We start from the raw sequence: 22214 nt of genomic DNA on the forward strand, positions 1-22214 counted from the left end.
CCATCTATGCTTTGCTGAGGGTCTCTTCACGGTCTTTTCCGAAGAAGACCATATTGATCACATTGGCGCCTGTGTGTGCACCGATGGTCATGCCCATGGTCACGGAAGTGATATCCTGTGAAAGATTCCTCTCTCGTATGAGTTTTTCCAGAAGAGCCACATCTTCAGGGCAGTTGCCGTGGGCAATCAGCACGGAAGAGGAGTTGGGATTTATCAGACCCTTCTCAAGATAATCCACCAGAATATGCAGGGATTTCTTTCTTCCCTTTGCCTTTTCGATGTTCAGAAGCTTGCCTTCTCTGCTCATATAGAGAATGGGCTTTATGGAAAGCATGGTACCCATGGCTGCTGAAAAGCTGGAAACGCGTCCACCTCTTTTCAGATGGTTGAGATCGTCCACCGTAAAGATGTGGTTCACTTGGAACTTCTTCTCTTCCAGCATTTGCATGATGTCATCCATGGAGGAACCCTTCTTCTGCATCTTTGCAGCTTCCAGAACCAGCAGGGAGACGCCCACGGAAGCGCTCATGGTGTCGATAAGTTCCACTCTTCTTTCAGGATAGTCTTCTTTCAGCATATTTCGAGCCACATTGGCAGCACCGAATGTTCCGCTCAGAGAGGATGAGAATCCTACATAGAGAACATCTAAGCCTTCTTCCAGGTAGGGTCTGAAAAATTCATAAAAACGGGCAGGAGTGATCTGACTTGTGGTTGGTGTGGCACCTTCTTTTAAAGCATTGTAGTAGCTGTGTGCATCGATGCTTTGCCAGTTGTCTTCAATGTATTCCTTGCCATTGAAGTTCACTGCCATACCGATGACATCAACCCCCTGTTCATGAAGCTTTTCGAAAGGCATATCGCATCCGGAATCCGTTAAAATCTTAAAATTCATCATTGCATTATCCCGATTCAAGAGTGAATCGAGCATCCTCCTTTTCATAGTGTAGTAAGTATAATAATTCCTTAACATCTCCTGGGCTTGTGTTAAAATAATAATAACCGATGTTCTAATAAGTATACCATAGGAGTATATTCAAATTATTAAAATTTTCTTGGGTTTTCCTCCTATATGGAAATTATAGACTGTGGTATTATGATGAAAAAAGAGAAGTGAGAGGAATACGATGGAGTTTTCAAAGGAAGAGCTTAAAAAGCTGATTAAATATGTACGAAGTGCAAAGGACCAGGCCGTGGAACTGCATGAGGCCATGATCGACATCGAGACCTATGGGGAAGTGGACCATGACGGCATGCCTGTGGTGAATTCACTGGAGCTGAAAGAGGATATCAGGGATATGGAAAATCTCATCGAAAAGATCGAGACAGGCTTAAATAAGGACTGGACCAGGGTATGAAAAAAGGATTCGAATGAATCCTTTTTTCAGTCCTGGAAGATTATATTGAAGCCTTCAGATGTCATCATCTGCCTGAGAGATTTTTAACGAGAAGGATATGGGGTCCGATGGGCGGATAGTCGAAGACATCTCCCTGAGGAAGAAATCCGAGTCTTTCGTAATACCCTGTCACCGATGTTCTTCCCTGGCACCAGAGGATGTCTACGCCTTTCTCCCTCAGAATTTCTTCCGCATACTGCACCACCTGTTTTCCGGCCCCCATTCTCCGGTATTCGGGAAGTGTGGCCATGGCCCGCAGTCTGTAGTGAAAAGTCCCTTCCAGCTCTTCATGCTGCCAAGGGCAGAAGGAAGCGATGCTGACGAGCTTCATGTCATGGAAGGCACCCACGTGAAAGGAGCCCTCGGCATCATCCGTGTCGTAGAGGCATGCCTCCTGAGACTGATAGGGGCGAAGAATCTTTTGCCTGATCGGGAGAGTTTCTCGAGAATGGATGTATCTGACTTCAAACATTGGAACCTCCATGTCATCTTCCTGCCTTTCGGATGGATTGACCTAAATCCAAGGAAAGTGCTGAGGATGAAAAACTGATTATTGAAGAAAGTATACCAAAAAATCTGGGAGAAGAACAATCGGGATTCTCTTCTTCAGGAAAAAGGAAAAGATCTACGGCAGAAGAGTCAGACTCTCCTGTTGTAGATCTTTTTCACGTGTTCTCTTTTATTGTACATGATGAAGATGACAGCCAGAAGATTCACGGCCATGAACAGCATGATGACATGTCTTTCGTGGTAGATTTCTCCGAGAAATCCTGCCAGAAGCTGTCCCAGAATGTTTCCTGCCGATACGATCATCTGGAAGGTTCCGTTGAATCGGCCTCTTTTCACATCCGGCACATAGGACTGGGTGGCGGAGATCCGGATGTTGAAGGAGGTGACCCCCATGATGCCGATGATGAAGAAGCTCAGCATCATAAGCGGTACGGGGAAGTAGAGATTGAAGGCTTCCAGGATGGAGATCGTCGTGTAGACGGTGAGGGCGATGAGGAATTTCTTGTCTACGGGATACTTGTACTTGTAATGAATGAATCCGCCGGTGAGTCTTCCCAGTACACCGAAACTGCTGATGATGGTATAAAGGGTCACCACATTGATGGGGATGTTCGCGAAAAGTTCCGGATTGTTCTTGAAGAAAGGCAGATGAAGGATGTGGATGCCGCCACCTGCGAACATGGAGATGAAGAAGTAGGCGGTGATCACCTGGAGGCCCTTCTCCGCCTTCATATATGCGAGACCTTCCTTGAAGTCCGCTTTGTAGGTGACCATGGAAAAGCCCTTGTCTTCACTCTGATTGTCCGTCATGTGTTTTTCGGTATACCCGATTCTCGTTTCAAAGAGCGCCGCCACAAAAAAAGTCACAGCATTGAAGGCGAAGAGGGGTGCGGCAGAACCTGTGGAGGTATAGATGAGCGAAGCCACAGGCACCATGAAGGCAGCCAGGGGATAGATCATGCTGGAGATGGAGTAGGCCTTGGAAAAGTTTCCTTTGGAAACCAGATTCGGATAGAAGCTTTCATAGGCTACACTGTATACGCCATCGATGGTTCCGATGAGGAGGACGATTGCGAGAAACACCGGATAATTGAACCAGTCGGCTCGGAGGAGCAGAAACATCAGAAAGAACACCGCCGAGGAGAAAAAATCCAGAGTGTAGATGACCTTCTTTCGGGAGAACCGGTCCATATAAGGACCTGCAAAAAGAGGGGCTATGATCTTGGGCAGATTGTAGACCACCATGAACAGGGAGAAAAGCAGTGTCGACTGGGTATAATCCAGGACCAGCAGCCCGATGGCGAATCCCGCCACGGAATTTCCGAGCATGGAGATGATGGAGCCTATGGTGATGATCTTGAAATCTCTTGTCCATAATTTATTCAATGTATTCAACCGTTCCTTTTCCATATTCTGAATCATATATAGGCAATATTGTAGCACAAGAGGAACTTCATCAGCCCAAAGTGAAATACAGGAAATATCATTTCGGAACAGATTCGGTTTTCTAGGCAAAACAAAAACCAATGAAACCCGAAGATTTCATTGGTTATGGTGCAGTGAGAGGGATTCGAACCCCCGACCGATCGGTTCGTAGCCGATTACTCTATCCAGCTGAGCTACCACTGCTGAACTTAATCATAGTACCACAATTAAGCCGGATTTTCAATTTACTATCTGAAATATTCTCTGAGAATTTCAAGGACCGCATCCATTCTCTCCCGGGTGATGTAGTAATGGGTCACAAAGCGGTAAAGACCGCCGTCCTGTCCATTGATGAGAATGTCTCTGTCCTTGAGGTGCGACACGAACTTTTCATCGTCGAAATTCTCTTTTTCAATATCAAAGAAGATCATGTTGATTTTGATGGCATCCTTATGGACCCTGATGCCGGGAATCTTATCAAGCTCTTCGCCGAAGTACAGCGCATTGTCATGGTCTTCCTTCAGCCTCTTTCTCATCTCCAGGGCTTCCAGACCTGCTGCTGCAAGAATGCCTGCCTGTCTCATGCCTCCGCCGAGAATCTTCCTGTTTTTCCTGGCTTCATGGATGAACGCCTTCGTGCCTGCCACTACAGACCCTACAGGAGCGCAGAGTCCTTTGGAGAGGCAGAGGGAGATAGAGTCCGCATGCTCTGCGATGTCTTTTCCTTCCACGCCCAGATAGGTGGCGGCGTTGAAGAGTCTTGCTCCATCCAGATGAACCGGTATGCCGTGTTTCTTCGCGATGGCACGGATCTCCTGAAGGTTCTCCAGGGAAGCCACATTTCCAGTGGAATGGGCCGTCTCCACGCAGATGAGACCGGTGTGGGGGAAGTGGATGTCTTCCGCCTTGCGGATGATTCTTTCCACTTCTCTGGGGTCCATTTCGCCGGTGCTGTCGTCGATGGTTCTTGTCTGCACATTGGAGATGAGAGCCACAGAGCCCGCTTCATGCTCAATGATATGGCATTTCTCACCCAGAATGATCTCCTGGGCTCTCTTCGTGTGGGTCAGGACGGAAACCTGATTTCCGAAAACCCCAGAGGGGACAAACATGGCCGCTTCCTTGCCCAGAAGCTCCGCTGCTGTTTTCTCCAGTCTGATGACGGTTTCGTCATCTCCATAGACATCATCCCCCACTGGGGCGGTGGCCATGAGCTGTCTCATTTTTTCGGTGGGATGGGTGACTGTGTCGCTTCTTAAATCGATTTTTTCCATACGTTACACTCCTATAATTCTGTTTTGCAGGATCTTCAGGAACAGATTGGCGATGGCAATCTTGGGCGCTGCCAGTTCCAATGCCTTGAATGCCGTTGCATCCAGTTCTTTGAAGATGATTCTTTCTTTGAGCGGCAGTCTGCTGGTGCCTCTCACGACCTCATGGACGGCCTTCAGGATCTCATCCAGAAGTTCTCCCTGATGGGCATAGATCTTCGTATTGTCGATTCTGAGCACTTCTGCCGTGATTTCAAGCCCGGATAGGGTGAGGGAATAATCTTCCCTGAGTTTATTTTCATAGTGCCCCAGAGTCTTGTTGAGAAAGACCGGGCTCACCTCTCTTCTCAGTTCCCTGATCTCTTCTGCGCTTAATGAGTTCAGGAGCGTGAAATCATCCAGGGTTCTGAAGTAATAGTGGTACCCGTGGACTTTTCCGAAGGTCTTCAGCGTATCCAGATAGCCTAAAGTCATGTTCTTGCGGATGGTATCCGGATCCGGGAACAGAACGGAGCCCAGTGGCTTTTCAGACTTGATTTCCACCAGGTTGTAAGGCCCCTTTAGACTTTTCCAGTCACCGAAGGTGTGCAGGTTCACGGCAATGATATCCTGATATCCCTTCTTATGAAGAGGGAGTACCGGGATGTTGTTGTAGACGGCGCCATCGATATAAGCCTCTCCCTCTATGGTGAGCCTTTCGAAGGAAGGATGGTTGGCGCTGGCGCCCACATATTCCACAAGCTTTCCTTCGGGAATGTCCTCCTTGAACAGCACCACCGGTTCCCGTGTGCTGAGATTGTAGGTGACGATCCCGAAATCGATGGGATTGCTCCGGATCACTTCTTCCTTGATGTGCTTTTTCAGGAGGTCCATGAGGATATCGAAATCAAACCCTCTGTTCTTGATGACATCAGGAATGCTGATATCTTTGAACTTGATCAGAGAATCTCTGTTCAAGGATTTCCAGATTTCCTCCATGAGCTCCATATCACCCATGAGAAAAGAAGCGCCGTTGATGGCTCCGATGGATGTCCCTGTGATGGCGCCGATCTCTATATTCATTTCCTTCAGCGCCTTCAGAACCCCGATCTCATAGGACCCTCGGGAGCCTCCGCCGCCTAATGCCAGGCCGTACATGAACCCATCTCCTTTCTTCACTGTATTCTAACCATACAGCAGAACTCTTTCCAGAGTCTTTCCGTTGCGTAAACTGTTTATTAATTTGCAGCCCTTCCAATGGACTCGCCAAAGAGCACTCTGGTCTCGATGCCATCCTGAGAGCGCAGAAGCAGATCCTCATCCATCCTGACCCGGTCCTTTTCTGCGAATAGAATCAGTGTGGATCCTCCGAATCGGAAATAGCCCTTTTCACTTCCACGCTTCACAGGAGTACAGTCCTTGTGGGTCTGGATGATGGTGCCGACATTGGTGGCGCCTACTTCCACAAAAAGTAGTGGACCGAAGTTTCTGCTGTCGAACTTCGTCACCGCTCTTTTGTTTTCCACATAGAGCCTTGGAATGGACTTCAGTGCCACCGGATTCACGGAGTAATAGAGACCGTCCATGGTATGGGTGGGATGGGGTACCCCGTCATCGGGAAAATGAAATCGGTGATAGTCCAGAGGATTGAGCCGGAAGATCATCACTGTGCCGCCCTCATACTTTTCCGCCAGGGACTCATCCTGAATCAGATCCTTCAGGGCATAGGTGAGGCCCTTCACCTGGATCACTTCTTCCACGTGAATATCCTGAAAAGCGAGCATTCTAGCATCGCAGGGACTGATGAAGATCTCATCTTTAGCGTCAAAGGGTCTGGCTTCGGGTTTCAGCTTTCTTGTGAAAAAATCATTGAAAGTGGCGAAATCCTCTTCGGCCTTCAGGGACTCCTCCATATTGAGGCCATGATCCTTGATGAAGCCTTTGATCAGGCGTTTGGACCATGGGGTGTCCATGAGTCTGCCATAGAGGTCGGAGAAGAACTTTCTCTTCACGAAATAAAGAAAAGGCTTGCTATAGGGTTTTTCATAGAGGAGCTTCAGAAGACTTCCTCCTACCACCTGTTCCTCTTTCATTCGGTTCTCTTTTCTGTCGTATACTTCAATCATTTCGTCTAAGCTCCTTAAAAAAATTCCTGAGAAGGGCTTCAGAGGCCTCATCATGCAGCCAGAAAGCTTCCACATGATGATCTCTGGGGGGAAGGTCATTGATGGACAGAGCGCTTCCGAAGGCACCCTCACGGGGCTCGATGGCACCGATATAGACTTTTCTTATTCTTGATTTCCGGATCAGGGCGGAACACATGAGGCAGGGCTCCAGGGTCACATAGAGGGTGCAGCCCGTAAGCCGCCATGTACCGAGTTTTTCGGCCGCTTCTCTGATGGCCATGACTTCCGCGTGGCCTGAAGGGTCACTTTTTCCTTCCATGTGATTTCTTCCTCTGCCGATGATCTCGCCGTCTTTCACCACTACACAGCCCACAGGCACTTCATTTTCAGTATAGGCCTTTTTCGCTTCCAGTAGCGCTTCCTTGTAAAAATCCATCATTTCTCTGCCGCTCTTCCTTCCATGAACTGAGCTATGCTCATCAGTTTTTCCATTAGAATCATTGTAATGGAAGTTGGGGTTTTCCGCCACTAAAAGAAAAAGAAACCAGGAACCACATATGCTGTGATGCCTGGTTAGATTCTTTCCTACAGATCAGGGCCGGACTCTTCTTGCCACATCGATGAATCTGAACTTATCGGGACAGTGTCTGGACTGCGTGAACTGAAAAAGTTTCCCGGTTTCCAGATACACCAGCGAATTCACCACGGCCACCACGTCATAGTCCTGGAGATCCAGATTCTTCCGGTCCTCTTCGGTGGCTTTTTCTATGATGATTTCCTTGTGCGCATGTCCGATGGTAATGCCGAGTTCTTTCTCGAAATACTCATATATAGATCCTTTGCAGACTTCCTCTGTAAGCTCACCCACCACATCTTTGTAGAAGTAGTCCTTATCAAGGATTACTCTTCTTCCATCGATGACTCTCACACGGATGAGTTCCCAGATGTCCTTCAGTTCATTCTGTTCCACCGCGTGTACAGGGAAAGCCGATTCCTTCAGGAGCCGGAGCCGGACCACTTCTGTGTAATGGCTCTTCATGTTGGTGCGTTTCGCCATTTCCTTGAAACTGATGAGTCCTGCCACGGGAAAATCGAATCGGTTCATCTCAAGAACAAAAGATCCTTTTCCTTTGATTTTTCTGATATAGCTGTTGGCCGCAAGAAGACCGAGGGACTTTCTTACCGTATCTCTGGAAAGATCATAGGTCTCCATCAGTTCTTTTTCCGATGGGAGTCTTTCTCCCGGTTTCAGGATACCTTCTTCTATATCTTTCTGTATTCTGTTATATAGAGCTGAGTACTTTGCCATTTCATATCACCCAATCCATAATACCACGACTATTTATGAGGCTCAATGCTTAATACCATGGTTTCGTAAGGCCGTACTGAAATTTTACCATTGTCCCAGCTGAGACCATCATAATTTCCGAGGAGCACCTTGTAGTTTTCCGGCATGCCATCAGGCAGTCCGTGGTGTGCAGGGTCAAAATACACCTGTTCCGCATAGAAATTGCTGATTACGAGAACGCGCTTCTTATCCAGAGTTCTCAGATAGGAAAAGAGCTTTTTATGATTCTTGTCGACCATCTTGTAGGAGCCTTTCTGGATCACCGGATTTTCTTTTCTGAGTTGAATGAGTTTCTGGTAATAGGCAAAGATGGAGCTTTCATCCTTCAGGTCCCTTTCTGCACTGACGCCCTCCTTTCTGCTGAAGGGAATCCAGGGCGTGCTACTTGTGAAGCCATGTCCCTCGTCATCGTTCCATAGGATCGGTGTTCGGCCGTTGTCTCTGGATTTGGCCTGGAGAATCTGAAGGATCTTCTCTTCGGCAAGTCCTTCTTCCTTCAGGATATTGTAGTAGTTGGTGCTTTCCACATCCCGATATTCTTCGATTGACGTGAAATAGGCATTGGTCATGCCGAATTCTTCTCCCTGATAGATATAGGGTGTGCCTTTAAGCATATGAAGAGTCGTGGCCAGCATCTTTGCGGATTCTTTAGGATAATTTTCATCATCTCCGAATCTGGACAAGGCTCTGGGCTGATCGTGGTTACTGAGGAACAGGGCCATATTGCCCCCGTGCTCATCCATGCCGGACTGCCAGTGGTCGAAGATATCCTTCAGCTCCTGGAAATCGAAATCCATGAGCGACCATTTGTCGCCTTCATCGTAATCCACCTTCAGGTGATGAAAATTGAAGACCATGCTGAGCTCATCCTCATCGGGATGAGAATACCGGACGCAGTTTTCAAGGGTGGTGGAAGACATCTCACCGACGGTGATGGTGTCCTCCACTCTGCCGAAGCTTCTTCTGTTGAGTTCCTTGAGATACTGATGGATTTTCGGACCATCGGTGTAGAATCTTCTTCCGTCACCGATTTCATCATCCATGAATGAATCGGGTTTTGAGATGAGATTCACCACATCGAAGCGGAATCCGCTGACCCCTTTTTCCAGCCAGAAATTGACGATCCGGTACAGCTCTTCTCTGACCTCCTGGTTTTCCCAGTTCAGGTCCGCCTGGGTCCTGTCGAAGAGATGCAGATAGTATTCATCAAATTCGGGCACGTATGCCCAGGCATTTCCTCCGAATTTCGACATCCAGTTGGTGGGTGGACCCCCATCCTTTCCTTTTCTGAAGATGTAATAATCCTTATATTTCGGATCTCCTTTCAATGCCTTCTGGAACCATTCATGATGGGTGGAAGTATGATTGAACACCATGTCCAGCATGATGCCCATGCCTTTCTTCTTCGCTTCGGAAATGAGATGTTCCAGGTCCTCAAGGGTTCCGAAGGAAGGATCCACCTTGTAATAGTCGGCCACATCGTAGCCGTTGTCGTTCATTGGAGACACAAATACAGGAGTAAGCCAGAGGTAATCCACACCCAGTTTCTCCAGATAATCCAGTCTGCTCGTGATTCCAGGTATGTCCCCAAGGCCATCCCCGTTGGAATCCATGAAGGACTTCACATAGATCTGATAGATGACACTGTCGTTAAAATTCTTCAAGTTCTGTTCACTCCTTTCTTCCAGTTTCATTCGTTTATAAGTGTTTTTTAGAAATACTTCAGTTTAAAGTCCATCCCTTTTCCTTTAAGGATCCCCTTCTTGTCGAAGAAGATGGTGAGGACGAAGGGAACGACCACAGCGATGATCATGCACAGCACGAAGACCATAATGTATTTCGGCTGAATGGACAGGAAGCCTGGAAGACCACCGACACCGATGGAGTTTGCCATGACGCCCGAACTGACCGAAACGATGGCTGCGATGGCTGATCCGATCATGGCTGCCAGGAACGGATAGATGTATTTGATGTTGATACCGAACATGGCAGGTTCCGTGATGACCAGCGGCGCATAGAGGAATCCGAATAGACTTGCAAAGAGCCATCCGAATGCAGAGGTGAGACCACCATAAACAACTGTGGAGATGGCGTCGCCGATGACCCATCCGATGGGGCCCAGGACGATATGAGCAAGAAGCACGGTGGGCACCAGGGCAAAGAACGGCACGAGAATCATGGACAGATAGTCGGGCACGATCTTCTTGAAGAATTTCTCAAGATAGACAAGAGTGAATCCGGCCAGCATGGCAGGGATGACCTGAGCCTGATATCCGATCATATCCACCTTCGCAAATCCGAAATCCCAGAAAGGAGCTTCTGCTCCTCCGGCTACGCCATAGGCGTTCAGAAGCTGTGGAGATACCAGTGTGATACCCAACACGATACCGAGAATCTGTGTGGTGCCGAACTTTCTGGCCACGGACCAGGTGATGCCTACGGGAAGGAAGTGGAATATCGCTTCTCCGATGATCCAGAGGAAGTGATTGACACCAGCCCAGAACTGATACTGGGAGACGATGGTATCCTCTCCGCCATTTAGAATCGGAACTGCTTCAAGAAAATTTCTAAAACCTAAGATAAGACCTCCGACAACCAGTGCGGGAATAAGTGGAGCAAAGATTTCTGCAAGATTTGCCAGCAGTCTCTGAGCGAAATTCATGTTGCTCTTGGCGGACTGCTTCACGACATCCTTGGATACGCCTTCAATACCGGATACGGCCGCAAATTCATTGTAGAAGTTGGCCACATCGTTGCCGACGATGACCTGGAACTGGCCTGCCTGGGTGAAGCTTCCCTTCACGCTTTTCAAGGCTTCAATTTTCGGGATGTCGGCTTTTTTCGGGTCCACCAGAACAAAACGCATTCTGGTCACACAGTGGGTCACAGCGGAAATATTCTCCTTGCCACCAACGAGTTCGAGCATCTTTTGAGCATCTTCTGTGTACTTTCCCATGTTAATCCTCCTTTTTTCTAAGCCTATGCCACAAATTCTCGCAACTTGTACGTATAAGCTATATTACTAAAAATATAACCTGTACGTATAGGTTTGTCAATACGTTTACAGGAAAACCAGCGCATTATTTATAAAACGTTTACAACATGATAAAGGGTTCAGTTTCAATGAAAAAAGGAATCCCGGAGGATTCCTTACTGTGCTTGAGCGGGATTGGTCTTCATGATCATCTTGATTTTCTTGATGCGGTTCTTGTCCACTTCCTCCACGATGAATTTGATGCCATCTGTTTCGATGATTTCACCGTTTTCAGGGAAGGTGCCAAGGATGCCGATGAGATATCCGCCGATGGAATCGAATTCTTCTGATTCGATATCCGTTCCGATGTTGTCATTGAGATCGTCCAGACGATAGGAGCCTGAAACCATATATTCGTTTTTGCGGATGGTCTCGATATCGGTCTCCCGGTCTTCATCGAACTCATCATCGATCTCTCCGACGATTTCCTCAAGAAGGTCTTCTATGGTTGCGATACCCACTGTACCGCCATATTCATCCAGAATGACGGACAGATGGGTTCGCGTCCGCTTGAGTTCCTTGAACAGTTCTGGAATCCGCTTGAATTCATAGGCATAATAGGGTTCTCTGATGTATTTTCTCAGATCGAAGTTTTCCTTCTCTTCATCGGAAAGGAAGAGGAGATCCTTAACGTTGAGCACACCGATGATGTCATCGATGTCTTCCTTGTAGACGGGGAATCTGGAAAACTGTTCCTTCGTGATGATTTCCTTTATTTCCTCATAATCCGCTGCCACATCGATGGCGATGATATCGACTCTCTGGACCATGACGTCCTTCACCTGAAGATCTCCGAAGTCGAAGATGTTGAATACCATCTCCTTTTCTTCCTCTTCAAAAACGCCTTCCTCACTGCCCACATCCATCATGGTTTTCAGTTCAGCTTCTGTGACAAGGGGATGACCCTGGTTGATGTTTCCGCCGAACAGTTTGATGATGGCGGAAGCGATGCTGTAGAAAATGATGACGAGAGGGGTCAGAAGAACCATCAGAATACCGACTGGTCTGGAATAGGCCATGGCGACTTTTTCGGCATACTGCGTAGCAAATGATTTCGGGGTGATTTCACCGAAAATAATGACGACAATTGTCAGTATGGAGGTGGCAATTGCCGTTGCACCTACACCGAATCTGTTAATGGCAACAAGAGTAGCCAGGGCGGATGCAAAGATATTCACGATGTTGTTGCCGATGAGTAGTGTACTGATAAGCTTTGACGGGTTGTCAATGAGACGCAATGTTCTCTTTGCCCTATGGTTTCCTTCTTCCGCAAAATGTCTGAGCTTCATTTTGTTCACTGCAGTGAAGGCTGTCTCTGCAGAGGAAAAAAATGCGGAAAGAAAGACCAGTATGATCAGTAGAATAATCTGCCACGAACTCGGGTCCAAAATAAATCAACTCCTATAAATTTGTTGTTTTTCATGTGCTTAATAATAAGTAATTATAGCAAATAAACAACTAAAGATAAAATTATTTCAGAAATTTGGGAATTGATGGGGCAATAATGATAAAATATGTGAAAAGAGCAAAGGTGGTATGACTTTTGATATACATTATCATAGGACCATCCGGGTCCGGAAAAACGCTGGTAGGAGAATATCTGAAGGAAAAAGGAATACAGGAGCTGATTTCCCATACCACAAGAAAACCAAGACCGGGAGAAGTGGAAGGAATTGCCTATCATTTTGTGGAGGAGCCGGTTTTCCATGCCACAAAGAAAGTGGAGGAGAACTTCTACGCAGGGAACTATTATGGCGTGTCCCTGGACGAAGTCCAGAAGAAGACCAGAGCAGGAGATGTCTTCGCCGTCACCGATATCAACGGGGCAAAGGCCTTCAAAGAGAAGTACAGGGATGATGTGAAGGTGATCTACGTGGAAAGCACACCACGAAAACTGAGAGCACGGATGAAAAGAAGAGGAGACAGCAGGGCATCCATCCGGCGAAGAATCGATGCCTACAGGAAGAATAAGGAAGCAGGGCAGCGTTTCTATGCAGATGTGATATTGGATAATAATTATTCGAAAAAAACCCTCTCGGCAAAGGTGGACCATGCCTTAAAAGTACTTCATCACAGCCGAGGGAAAACGAAGAGAATGCTGAGGTCAACCAAGAAAAAGACTCAGAAGGAAATCTCGATGAACTCCCGAATCTGACAATATTTATCATGTGTTCGATAAAAGTTTAACCTCTGTTTACAATATGCAGGAAATATTCTGCTACCATGGTAGTAGATTGGAGGCGAAGTAGTGGTGGGTAGTTTTAGCAAGACCCTATTGTTCATGATGATGATAAGCGCTGGCCTGTCACAGACGGTGACTGCCAGTGAAGAAGTAGCACAGGCATCCATAGGAAATGCATCGGATGTCTACTTTCAGGCATTCTGCGCCGCCATGGCCACATTACTGGTGGTATTCGTGTTATGGGCAATCATATTCAGACCAAAATTTAAGAGTTCCGCAGAATAGATTTAAAGCTGAGTTAATAATCTTCCATTAGAATGAAGCCTGAGCAGTCAGGTTTTTCTTTTTTGCACAGGTTTTTCACATCACCGTGATATTCTGATGAAAACCGAGAAAGAACTGTTATAATGAAGTGAGTACATACCAACGGGTGAATGAATTGGAAGATAGATTAAGATTTCATGGCAATGAAAGAGTGAAAAGAATACAGGAAATCAGACGAAGAAATCGTCGCAGAAGAAGAATATGGCTGGGGCTTCTCCTCACGGTCCTCATTGTGGTCACAGTGACACTGCTGGACCGCAACGGTCTTTTTGAAATGTTCTTCAATAATAGAGTAAGCTATGCCGGAAACACGGAATATACGGAAATGGTATCGGAGGACGGAACGGCTTCCAGAGAGGATCTTGTTTCCTTATCACAGATTCTCATCAATCATCCCTTTGCGCTGGGGCAGGAGGAACTGATTCTGGGGAAACCCGCCGGGCCCATCGGATCCGGCGCTTTCGTGGACTGGGTTTTCTATAACCTTACAGGAGAAGCGCTCAGCGAGAAAAGCAGCGAAACAGGTCCTCTTTCCACCAGACTCTGGGATCAGTCCACTGCTGTCATGGAGTCGGACTTAGAAGTGGGAGACCTCGGATTCTCCATGGTACCGGAAGGCAGCAAAGTGAATCATGTAGGCATCTACATCGGCGAGATAAACGGAGAAAAAGCCTTTATTCATGCAGGCGGGGTGCAGTACAAGGCAGAAGGACTGGAAGAAGGCAGAGTGGTGATTTCTCTCAACAATACCTTGAAGAGAAACAATGTGGATATGCATGGCAGCAAATTTTCTCCCTCTGCACCATCGACCCAGTTCGTCTATTATAGAAGACCCAATATTGAATTCGTGAAGTAGAAGGAAGGTGTTTATTATGTACAAGAAGCGTGATATGATCACAAAAATCGTGGCCATCGTTATTCTACTAGGTCTGGTAGGATCCGTCTTTGCGGCGGCGCTGATCTAGAGAATTGAGACCCATGGAAGAAGCAGGAAAAGAGCGTCAATGGATGAGCTCTTTTCCTGCTTCTTTTGCATTTCTTATTTTCTGTAGGGTTCATCACCGGGAAAGGAGAGGCCGACCTGTTCTCTGGCTTCATCCATGACTCTGTGGACGGACAGGGCCAGATGTCTGTGATTGATGAGAGAAAAGGACCGTTTTTCCCGGATGGTCTTTGCAAACTCCAGAGCTTCATAGACCATATCCTCTTTCACCGTATCCGGCCTCAGAACTTCTTTCGTTCCATCTCTCAGAATTACCGTGATTTCCCGCGGGCTTCCGATTCTGTCGATGAGAATGCTGCCCTTCTCTCCCTGGATTTCCGAGGGAAGATGGGAATCACTGATCTTTGAGTACATTAGCGCTGCTTCCATGTCCTTGTACTGAAGGAGCATGGAGCCGGATCCGTCCACACCGCCATCTTCCAGAATCGTTGCCTGGGCTTTGACCTTCTCCGGTTCCCCGAAGAGATCCACCAGTGGATAGAGGCAGTAGATGCCGATGTCCATGAGCGCTCCGTTGGAGAACTTCCTCTGGAAGGTGTTCACTGGTTCTCCGGATTTGTGCCGGTCGTATCTTGAGGAATACTGACAGTAGATGCCGATGTATTTTCTGATTCTGCCGATTCTCTCGAGATTTTCCTTCAGCAAGAGATAGGCCGGCATGGTGAGGGATTTCATGGCCTCCATGAATACAAGTCCCTTTTCTTCCGCCAGGTTCATGACTTCCGTGAGTTCCATGGCATTGGATGCCGCAGCCTTTTCCACCAGCACATGCTTGCCGTGCTGAAGAAAGAGCTTTGCCTGGGGTGCATGCATGGAGTTGGGGCTGGCGATATAGACCGCGTCGATGAGGGTGGATGCGGCCAGCTTCTCGAGATCGGTGAAAATCATGACATCCTCGCCATGCTGCCTGGCAAGATGTCTGCCTTTCTCTTCCGTTCGTGAATACACTGCAGCAAGCTTCATCTCGTTGCTTCTTGCGGCTCCTTTGATGAATGCGTCTGTGATGAATCCTGTGCCTATGGTTGCGTATCTGATCATTAGGACATTCCTCCTTGACATTTGATATGCAGGAACCATGTCCTGCTATTTCTTTCATTATACATGAGGTGAGCATAAAGTCTGCGGTCTCATGGCGATATTACGGAAAAACCGGATTCAAAAAGGGACTACAAAGGGAAGAATTCTGCACCCATGGTTTGTTATTTTTTCACAGCAAGGTCACAAAGGGTTCAGAGTTCTATGATAAACTGAGTAAGTAAAGGAAGGTGTTTTTTATGGATCATTATGTGAAGATAAATTATATTGTGGACCTGCCTCTGAATGAAACCTTGAAGGGAAATTTTGAGCGGTATCTGGAAGATATAGGAAAAAGCAGAGAGGGCTATAAAAACTATCTCATGGAACAGTTTCTGAAGGATTCCGTAAGGGATCTGCTTGAAGAAATCAGAGAGGACTATAGAAACTTTGATGGTGCGTTTGTGCTGAATATGCGAAATGAGCGAATAAAGGGTATATTCAAGTCCTCCATGCTGGTGAAGGCATCCGTGGATGAACCTTTGAGAAGAAAGTTCTTTCAGCGTTTCACAGAGCTCACCGGCGGAGAAGATCTGAGAGTGGAGATCAATCTGAACTGCATGATATGAGGCAAAAAGGTCTGCAGCGCACAGGATGTGATGCTGCAGACCTTTCTGGCGCACTGGACCAGGCGGGATCACGAAGTAAGTTTCTTCAGGGAAAGAAGAAAAGCTTCATCATCTTCCGGAGTTCTCTTTCTGATTTTGGTATAGATTCGGCTGTTTTTTCGCATCTTCTGATTGACGTGTCTGCGGTCAAGAAGCGTCATGATGTTGTCGTTGTGAATGAGGAGCCCGTTCTGATTGAGAATAAGGGCTCCTTTGGAGAGCGCCATGGCAGCAAGGCCATAATCCTGTGTGATGAGAATGTCCTCTTTTCGGATCTTGTTGGCGATGTAATAATCCGCAGCGTCGCTGGAGATGTCCACTGTGATGATTTCCGCATAGTCGTCTTCGATGACATGGGCATAGTTCTTCACGATGGTCACAGGAATCCCGTTTCTTCGGGCATAGGAGACGGTGAGCTTCACCACAGGACAGCCGTCGGCATCGATAAAAATTCGCATATTCTGCTCCTTCCGTTTTTCTTCATTATACAGGAATTGAGGGAAGAGGATAAGAAAGAGACCGGAAAACAGCACCGGAAAGGCTTCATGGCTTTTCCGGTGCTGCAGAGTTTAGCTGATGTGATTTTCAAAATAGCGGAAGAGGGCACTATGGTCCTCATCTCCCATGCCGCTTTCACTGAGCTCCCGATACATGCCGATGATCTCTTCGGTCAGGGGCATCGGAATGTGGAGCTTTGTTCCTGTGATCAGAGCATTTCTCAGATCCTTGATATGCAGATCGATCTTGAATCCCGGCTTGTAGTCCTCCTTGAGGATTTTAGGAGACTTGCTCTCCAGCACTGCGGAACCTGCAGAGCCTCCTCGTATGGCATCCAGTACCTTAGTCAGATCCGTACCGGATTTTCTGCACAGAAGAAGTGCTTCGGAAAGAATCGCGATGTTACCAGCCACAATCATGTTGTTTGTAAGCTTGCAGGTGTTTCCGCTGCCCAGAGGACCGACCAGCACATAGGATTTTCCCATGGCTTCAAAAAGCGGCAGGGCTCTTTGGAAGTCCTCCTCTTCGCCCCCTGCCATGATGGCAAGGGTTCCGGCTATGGCGCCCAGGTCTCCTCCGGATACAGGAGCATCCAGCATATGGACGCCTTTCTCCCTGAGCTTTTCGCCTACTTCCACAGACACTTCAGGAAGGATGGAGCTCATATCGATGTAGAGGAGCCCTTCACTGGCATAATCATATACTCCGTCTTCCCCGATCATGACTTTCTTCACATCCGGGGAATCGGGGAGCATGGTGATGAGGGCATCCACTCCCACGGCAGCTTCTCCGTGACTGGATGCGGCTTCTGCGCCTAGAGAAACCAGCTCTTTCACAACCTCCTTGGAACGATTGTAGACCTTCAGCTTGTGTCCTGCCTTCATAAGATTCAGTGCCATGGGTTTTCCCATGATGCCAAGACCGATGAATCCGACTTTCATATCCTATCTCACACCTTTCATCAGAGTTTATATATGAATATTATACCATGAATTTTCCGGGAATTGTTTCCGCCCAAGATAAGCACCTAGGGAAAGAAATCATTTTGTCACTAGGGTGTAACAGGAATGTAACCATCTGAAATGACATCCTCTATATAATTCAGTTTGTGTCATGAATAAAAAAGAGAAAACAATTTGGAGGATAACATGAAGAAGAAACTACTGGGAATACTATTATCAGCAGTGATGGTGGTGAGCCTTGCCGCCTGCGGTGAAAAAAGCGAACCGGAAGAGGGTGGACAGGAAGTCAATGTACCTGTAAAGGAGATTGCAGACCAGATCCGTGAAGAGATTGAATGGAGCGCCATGCTTCTTCTGGAGGATGAGACGCTGCTTCAGTTCTACGAGCTGGATGCTTCCATTCTTGAGGAATATGATGCCAACATGCCCATGATGAATGTGACCACACAGGAATACTCCGTGTTCAAAGTGAAGGATATCAAGGACGTGGAAACAGTCGAGGCAGCCATCGAGAAGCGTGCTGAGGCGGTTCAGAAGAGTTTTGAACAGTATCTGCCAGACCAGTATGAGAACGCGAAGAACTACTACACGGAAACAAACGGAAAATATCTGGTCTTCGTCATTCATGAGAATGTGGAGAAAGCAGAAGAAATCTTCCAGGGATATTTCAAATAACACGCACCGGAAAAGCTTATATCTAGGTATAGGCTTTTTCTCATGATTGCAAGAGCAAGGAGTCTGCTATGGTTTTTTCTAGTGCCGCATTTATTTTCTATTTTCTTCCCCTGACCCTTCTTCTCTACCATATGGTTCCAGACCGCATGAAAAATGGGGTCTTGCTTGCCGTGAGTCTTTTCTTCTATGGCTTCGGTGAGCCGGTCTACATTCTCATCATGGTTCTGTCCATCTTCATCGACTATTTCAACGGACGTCTCATCGAAAAATACAGGCACAGGAAGCATCTTTCCAAAGTGTTTCTCGTATTATCCATCACAGCGAATCTGGGTCTTCTGGGGTTCTTCAAATATGGTGATTTCTTCATCGGAAACACCAATCTCCTGTTCGGAACGGACATGGAGCTTCTTTCCGTGGCTCTGCCCATCGGAATCTCCTTCTTCACCTTCCAGACCATGTCCTACAGTATAGATGTATACAGGGGAGAGATCAGTGCCCAGAAGAATTTCATCACCTTCGGAACCTATGTCTCCATGTTTCCGCAGCTCATCGCAGGACCCATAGTTATATACCGGGATGTGGAGAAGCAGCTGGAAAAAAGAGAAGCGGATTTTTCCCATCTGAAGGAAGGCATCCACAGATTCATACTCGGTTTGGCAAAGAAAGTGCTTCTTGCCAACAGCATCGGGGGGCTGTGGGAACAGGTGAAGATGATTCCGGTGGAGGAGCTCACTGTTCTCAACGCCTGGATCGGGGCAGCGGCTTTTTCTCTTCAGATCTATTATGATTTCAGCGGATATTCGGACATGGCCATCGGTCTTGGCAAACTACTGGGCTTTGATTTTCTTGAAAACTTCAATTATCCTTTTATTTCCAGAAGCATCACTGAATTCTGGCGAAGGTGGCATATCAGCCTCTCGAAATGGTTCAGAAACTACCTCTATTTCCCTTTGGGTGGAAACCGCCGAGGAAAATGGATCACCCTGAGAAACATCGCAGTGGTTTGGATGCTCACGGGATTCTGGCATGGAGCCTCCTGGAATTATCTGCTGTGGGGCGTATACTTTGCAGTGGTTCTGATCCTGGAGAAGACCTTTCTCGGCAAGATCCTTGAAAAATCAGGGGGAATCCTTTCCAGAGTCTACACCCTTCCTGTGCTCCTCATAAGCTTTGCCGTCTTTGCGCTGGAGGATCTTTCTCATCTGTCGGGCTACCTGATGGTCATGCTGGGCAGGGGAGCCTTTGCGGATATCTTCTCCCTGTATCTCGTAGACCGATACGCCCTGCTGTTTCTGCTGCTGGTCCTGTTTGCCACACCATGGCCCTACAGAACCTATCTTCAGTTTCTGGAAAGAAAAGGACATGCAGGAGATGTGGTATCCGCCATCGTCCTTCTGGCTCTATTCATTCTGTCTGCTGCCTATATTGTGGATGGTGCCTACAATCCGTTTCTGTACTTCAGATTTTAGGAGGAAGCGAAAATGAAACAGGAAAAAAAGAAAATGCTTCTGCTGCTGGTTCTGGGGATTCTTCTGATTCCCCTCGCAACCAACATCCTTTTTCCGTCCCGGAAATTTTCAGACCTGGAAAACAGAGTGCTGACCCAGGAAATCAGATGGGATAGGGATCTTTTGAAGTCAGGGGTCCTTGCAGAGCGGGTGGAAGCCTATGTACAGGATCAGTTTCCCCTGAGAGATCTTCTGATCAATCTGAAATCCGATGTGGAAGTGCTTCTGGGAAAAGAAGAGAACAACGGCGTCTATAAGGGGCAGGATGGATATCTGTTCAGAAAGCCCGGTGTATACAAGGAGAAGATCCTGTCGGATAATCTGAAAGCCCTTGATATCCTGTCTCAAAAGCTGGAAGGGAGCCTTTCTGTGATTCTGGCACCACCCTCCTCCATGGTGCTTACGGAGAAGCTGCCCGCATTTGTGAATGCGGATAAGGAAAACGCCTATTATGAACAGATCCTCAATACCTTCGGAGAAAGCCAGGTGGTGCCTGTGCTTCTGAAACTGCTGGAAAAGAACCAGGAGAAGGTCTACTTCAGAACCGATCATCACTGGTCACAGTATGGGGCCTATGTCGCCTATGAAGAGCTTATGCACACTCTTTCACTGGAACCTGTGGACAACAGCTCCTTTGCTGTGTATAAAACTTCCGGTTTTCAGGGAACCCTGTACTCCAGGTTCAGAGGAACCTTCATAGAAGGAGAAGACTTTGTGCACTATGAATCTGAAGGGTCGAGCTACCAGGTGGAGTTTGTCGCAGAAAACCGCCTGGAAGATGGGATTCTCTTCAGGGAGAACCTGAATACAAGAGACAAGTATAAAGTGTATCTGGATGGGAACTATCCGCTGATCCAGATCCGAAACCCAGAGGCCAGATATCAGGAAAAGGTCCTGGTGCTGAAGGATTCCTACGCCAATGCCATGGCCCCGTATCTTGCGGAAAGCTTCCAGGAAGTGCACTATATGGACCTGAGATACAATAATGCGTCTCTTTCAGACTATATCGAGCAGGAAGATTTCACCAGAGTGGTCCTTCTCTACGGTATGGACAGCATAGGAGAAGACCCGAATCTGAGAAAGCTCGGCTACTAGGTTGAGGTGAGAAGCCCTGGCCTGGGGAAGGAGAAGCTGTCAATATGGTTCTGAATCATGGTAGAATGAAAATAAAATGCATTGTCATGCTATGTGAGGAGTGGAATCATGGACTCAATAATTCGACCGGTAAAAAGAAGTCTGGCCTATGCCGCATTTGTGCTGCTCCTTCTCTTTCTTCTGTTTGCAGTGAATCAGACAGCGCAGATCTATGATCTGACCTACAGCATCAATCCCTATTTCGGGTATTTCACGCTGGTGCTGCTTATTATCCTTCTGGGTCTTTCGCTCATCATCCCACTGGTGGGCATTCTGAGTCTTCGCAGAAAACCAGAGGTGCCCAAGTCCCTGGAGGATCCCCTTTATCCTGTCTATCTGGAAACCCTGAAGAAAAGGCTGAGTGGAAATCCTTATCTGAAGGCCAGAGGGTTTGTGTTTGCAGAAGACAAGGAGCTCAGAGACGAGGTGGACAGAGCGCTGAAAGTGCTCGATGTGGAGGCGGGAAGGCTTGTGAGAAATGGTGCTTCATCCGTGTTTCTCACCACAGCCATCTCCCAGAACGGTGCTCTGGACAGTCTGTTCGTATTCACAAGTCTTGGAAAGATGATCTGGGAAGTGGCCCATATCTATAACCAGAGACCAGCACTTCGGGAAATCGTCTATCTGTACGGAAATGTCTTCGGCACTGTCCTCATGGCACGAAGCGTGGAAGATCTGGATCTCATGGATGACCAGCTGGAACCGGTCATCGCATCCATTCTCGGAGGAAGTCTTGGAAGTCTCATTCCAGGTACTGTCCATGTGACGAACATCCTGATCAATTCCATCACGGAAGGATCCGTCAATGCACTGTTGTGTCTGAGAGTCGGTGCCATGGCGAAAAGATACAGCGGAAGCGTCGTGGAAGTGGATAGAAAGCTCATCAGAAGATCCGCCTCCATAGAAGCCATAGGTCTTCTTGGCGGAATCATCAGAGACAATACCGCCGTGGTGGTCCAGTCCTTCGGAAAAGCGGCGAAGGGAGCCACCAGAAAGATTTTCAGACGGAAGCCTGATCCGGATCAGGATGAATCATAGAAAGAAGAATGTGGAAAGCTGCTGCGTGGTGAAGTGCTGGTTGTTATCGGTGCTGCTGTTCATGGAGGCTATAAAAATTTCACAATTGGAGAGTGCTGCCAAAAGCAGCCAGGAACAAGGG

23 protein-coding genes and 1 tRNA gene are annotated in these 22214 nt (G+C 47.5%); 9 read left to right on the forward strand and 15 right to left on the reverse strand.

What is annotated here, in order from left to right:
• Positions 1–4: 4 nt before the first annotated feature.
• Positions 5–895 (reverse strand): DegV family protein, encoded by an 891-nt coding sequence (locus J3A84_RS05020; RefSeq protein ID WP_207598916.1) that lies wholly within the window; start codon positions 893–895, stop codon positions 5–7.
• 229 nt (positions 896–1124) lie between these two features.
• Between J3A84_RS05020 and J3A84_RS05025 the strand changes: the two genes are divergently transcribed.
• Entirely contained in the window at positions 1125–1355 is a 231-nt protein-coding gene (locus J3A84_RS05025) for a hypothetical protein (RefSeq protein ID WP_207598917.1), read from the forward strand.
• Positions 1356–1419: 64 nt separating this feature from the next.
• Here the strand turns inward: J3A84_RS05025 and J3A84_RS05030 are convergent, their stop codons facing one another.
• The 11 genes from J3A84_RS05030 to J3A84_RS05080 form a co-directional block, all read right to left on the reverse strand.
• Complete coding sequence (locus J3A84_RS05030; protein WP_207598918.1) at positions 1420–1866, reverse strand: GNAT family N-acetyltransferase; 447 nt, start codon at positions 1864–1866, stop codon at positions 1420–1422.
• 167 nt (positions 1867–2033) lie between these two features.
• Complete coding sequence (locus J3A84_RS05035; protein WP_207598919.1) at positions 2034–3290, reverse strand: MFS transporter; 1257 nt, start codon at positions 3288–3290, stop codon at positions 2034–2036.
• A gap of 166 nt (positions 3291–3456) precedes the next feature.
• Positions 3457–3533 (reverse strand) — tRNA-Arg (locus J3A84_RS05040).
• 44 nt (positions 3534–3577) lie between these two features.
• Positions 3578–4603, reverse strand: a complete 1026-nt coding sequence (gene ltaE, locus J3A84_RS05045) for a low-specificity L-threonine aldolase (RefSeq protein ID WP_207598920.1) — start codon at positions 4601–4603, stop codon at positions 3578–3580.
• 3 nt (positions 4604–4606) lie between these two features.
• Positions 4607–5737 carry a patatin-like phospholipase family protein gene (locus J3A84_RS05050; protein WP_207598921.1) on the reverse strand — a complete coding sequence of 377 codons (1131 nt, stop codon included), beginning with the start codon at positions 5735–5737 and terminating at the stop codon, positions 4607–4609.
• An 80-nt stretch (positions 5738–5817) separates the two neighbouring features.
• Complete coding sequence (locus J3A84_RS05055) at positions 5818–6705, reverse strand: phosphatidylserine decarboxylase (RefSeq protein ID WP_207598922.1); 888 nt, start codon at positions 6703–6705, stop codon at positions 5818–5820.
• Entirely contained in the window at positions 6698–7144 is a 447-nt protein-coding gene (locus J3A84_RS05060; protein ID WP_281069616.1) for a nucleoside deaminase, read from the reverse strand. The genes J3A84_RS05055 and J3A84_RS05060 overlap by 8 nt, the downstream gene beginning before the upstream one ends.
• Positions 7145–7297: 153 nt before the next feature.
• Positions 7298–8014: a trehalose operon repressor gene (gene treR, locus J3A84_RS05065; RefSeq protein WP_207598923.1), complete on the reverse strand. Its 717-nt coding sequence runs from the start codon at positions 8012–8014 to the stop codon at positions 7298–7300.
• 29 nt (positions 8015–8043) lie between these two features.
• On the reverse strand, positions 8044–9717 hold the full coding sequence (gene treC / locus J3A84_RS05070; RefSeq protein WP_207598924.1) for an alpha,alpha-phosphotrehalase: 1674 nt from the start codon (positions 9715–9717) through the stop codon (positions 8044–8046).
• Positions 9718–9764: 47 nt separating this feature from the next.
• Positions 9765–11009, reverse strand: a complete 1245-nt coding sequence (locus tag J3A84_RS05075; RefSeq protein ID WP_207598925.1) for a PTS transporter subunit EIIC — start codon at positions 11007–11009, stop codon at positions 9765–9767.
• A 194-nt stretch (positions 11010–11203) separates the two neighbouring features.
• Complete coding sequence (locus J3A84_RS05080) at positions 11204–12475, reverse strand: HlyC/CorC family transporter (RefSeq protein ID WP_207598926.1); 1272 nt, start codon at positions 12473–12475, stop codon at positions 11204–11206.
• A 155-nt stretch (positions 12476–12630) separates the two neighbouring features.
• On the opposite strand from J3A84_RS05080, the gene J3A84_RS05085 reads away from it, so the two are divergent.
• From J3A84_RS05085 to J3A84_RS05095, 3 genes are all read left to right on the forward strand, one after another.
• Entirely contained in the window at positions 12631–13242 is a 612-nt protein-coding gene (locus J3A84_RS05085) for a guanylate kinase (protein WP_207598927.1), read from the forward strand.
• Positions 13243–13335: 93 nt separating this feature from the next.
• Positions 13336–13554, forward strand: coding sequence for a hypothetical protein (locus J3A84_RS05090; protein ID WP_207598928.1), 219 nt, complete (start codon positions 13336–13338; stop codon positions 13552–13554).
• Between the two features lie 154 nt (positions 13555–13708).
• Positions 13709–14449 (forward strand): NlpC/P60 family protein, encoded by a 741-nt coding sequence (locus J3A84_RS05095; protein ID WP_207598929.1) that lies wholly within the window; start codon positions 13709–13711, stop codon positions 14447–14449.
• 183 nt (positions 14450–14632) lie between these two features.
• On the opposite strand, the gene J3A84_RS05100 is transcribed toward J3A84_RS05095, so the two are convergent.
• On the reverse strand, positions 14633–15634 hold the full coding sequence (locus tag J3A84_RS05100; protein ID WP_207598930.1) for a Gfo/Idh/MocA family protein: 1002 nt from the start codon (positions 15632–15634) through the stop codon (positions 14633–14635).
• Positions 15635–15870: 236 nt separating this feature from the next.
• On the opposite strand from J3A84_RS05100, the gene J3A84_RS05105 reads away from it, so the two are divergent.
• Positions 15871–16239 carry a hypothetical protein gene (locus J3A84_RS05105; RefSeq protein ID WP_207598931.1) on the forward strand — a complete coding sequence of 123 codons (369 nt, stop codon included), beginning with the start codon at positions 15871–15873 and terminating at the stop codon, positions 16237–16239.
• Positions 16240–16307: 68 nt separating this feature from the next.
• Here J3A84_RS05105 and J3A84_RS05110 read toward each other — a convergent pair whose 3' ends face one another.
• On the reverse strand, positions 16308–16736 hold the full coding sequence (locus J3A84_RS05110) for a YaiI/YqxD family protein (RefSeq protein WP_207598932.1): 429 nt from the start codon (positions 16734–16736) through the stop codon (positions 16308–16310).
• A gap of 111 nt (positions 16737–16847) precedes the next feature.
• A complete protein-coding gene (locus J3A84_RS05115) occupies positions 16848–17717 on the reverse strand; it encodes a 2-hydroxy-3-oxopropionate reductase (protein ID WP_207598933.1) in 870 nt (289 codons plus the stop codon).
• Positions 17718–17924: 207 nt separating this feature from the next.
• Between J3A84_RS05115 and J3A84_RS05120 the strand changes: the two genes are divergently transcribed.
• From J3A84_RS05120 to J3A84_RS05135, 4 genes are all read left to right on the forward strand, one after another.
• On the forward strand, positions 17925–18413 hold the full coding sequence (locus tag J3A84_RS05120) for a DUF4358 domain-containing protein (protein ID WP_207598934.1): 489 nt from the start codon (positions 17925–17927) through the stop codon (positions 18411–18413).
• A 68-nt stretch (positions 18414–18481) separates the two neighbouring features.
• Positions 18482–19882: an MBOAT family O-acyltransferase gene (locus J3A84_RS05125; RefSeq protein ID WP_207598935.1), complete on the forward strand. Its 1401-nt coding sequence runs from the start codon at positions 18482–18484 to the stop codon at positions 19880–19882.
• A gap of 12 nt (positions 19883–19894) precedes the next feature.
• Positions 19895–21016 (forward strand): DHHW family protein, encoded by a 1122-nt coding sequence (locus tag J3A84_RS05130; RefSeq protein WP_207598936.1) that lies wholly within the window; start codon positions 19895–19897, stop codon positions 21014–21016.
• A gap of 108 nt (positions 21017–21124) precedes the next feature.
• Complete coding sequence (locus tag J3A84_RS05135) at positions 21125–22093, forward strand: DUF697 domain-containing protein (protein ID WP_207598937.1); 969 nt, start codon at positions 21125–21127, stop codon at positions 22091–22093.
• Positions 22094–22214: the final 121 nt, after the last annotated feature.

The sequence above is a fragment of the Proteiniclasticum aestuarii genome (assembly GCF_017368455.1).
Lineage (GTDB): Bacteria > Bacillota > Clostridia > Clostridiales > Clostridiaceae > Proteiniclasticum > Proteiniclasticum aestuarii.

Coding starts and splice junctions, on each gene's coding strand:
- J3A84_RS05020 (WP_207598916.1), bottom strand. CDS start 895: ATGATGAATTTTAAGATTTTAACGGATTCCGGATGCGATATGCCTTTC.
- J3A84_RS05025 (WP_207598917.1), top strand. CDS start 1,125: ATGGAGTTTTCAAAGGAAGAGCTTAAAAAGCTGATTAAATATGTACGA.
- J3A84_RS05030 (WP_207598918.1), bottom strand. CDS start 1,866: ATGTTTGAAGTCAGATACATCCATTCTCGAGAAACTCTCCCGATCAGG.
- ltaE (WP_207598920.1), bottom strand. CDS start 4,603: ATGGAAAAAATCGATTTAAGAAGCGACACAGTCACCCATCCCACCGAA.
- J3A84_RS05050 (WP_207598921.1), bottom strand. CDS start 5,737: ATGTACGGCCTGGCATTAGGCGGCGGAGGCTCCCGAGGGTCCTATGAG.
- J3A84_RS05055 (WP_207598922.1), bottom strand. CDS start 6,705: ATGATTGAAGTATACGACAGAAAAGAGAACCGAATGAAAGAGGAACAG.
- J3A84_RS05060 (WP_281069616.1), bottom strand. CDS start 7,144: ATGATGGATTTTTACAAGGAAGCGCTACTGGAAGCGAAAAAGGCCTAT.
- treR (WP_207598923.1), bottom strand. CDS start 8,014: ATGGCAAAGTACTCAGCTCTATATAACAGAATACAGAAAGATATAGAA.
- J3A84_RS05075 (WP_207598925.1), bottom strand. CDS start 11,009: ATGGGAAAGTACACAGAAGATGCTCAAAAGATGCTCGAACTCGTTGGT.
- J3A84_RS05100 (WP_207598930.1), bottom strand. CDS start 15,634: ATGATCAGATACGCAACCATAGGCACAGGATTCATCACAGACGCATTC.
- J3A84_RS05105 (WP_207598931.1), top strand. CDS start 15,871: ATGGATCATTATGTGAAGATAAATTATATTGTGGACCTGCCTCTGAAT.
- J3A84_RS05110 (WP_207598932.1), bottom strand. CDS start 16,736: ATGCGAATTTTTATCGATGCCGACGGCTGTCCTGTGGTGAAGCTCACC.
- J3A84_RS05115 (WP_207598933.1), bottom strand. CDS start 17,717: ATGAAAGTCGGATTCATCGGTCTTGGCATCATGGGAAAACCCATGGCA.
- J3A84_RS05120 (WP_207598934.1), top strand. CDS start 17,925: ATGAAGAAGAAACTACTGGGAATACTATTATCAGCAGTGATGGTGGTG.
- J3A84_RS05125 (WP_207598935.1), top strand. CDS start 18,482: ATGGTTTTTTCTAGTGCCGCATTTATTTTCTATTTTCTTCCCCTGACC.
- J3A84_RS05130 (WP_207598936.1), top strand. CDS start 19,895: ATGAAACAGGAAAAAAAGAAAATGCTTCTGCTGCTGGTTCTGGGGATT.
- J3A84_RS05135 (WP_207598937.1), top strand. CDS start 21,125: ATGGACTCAATAATTCGACCGGTAAAAAGAAGTCTGGCCTATGCCGCA.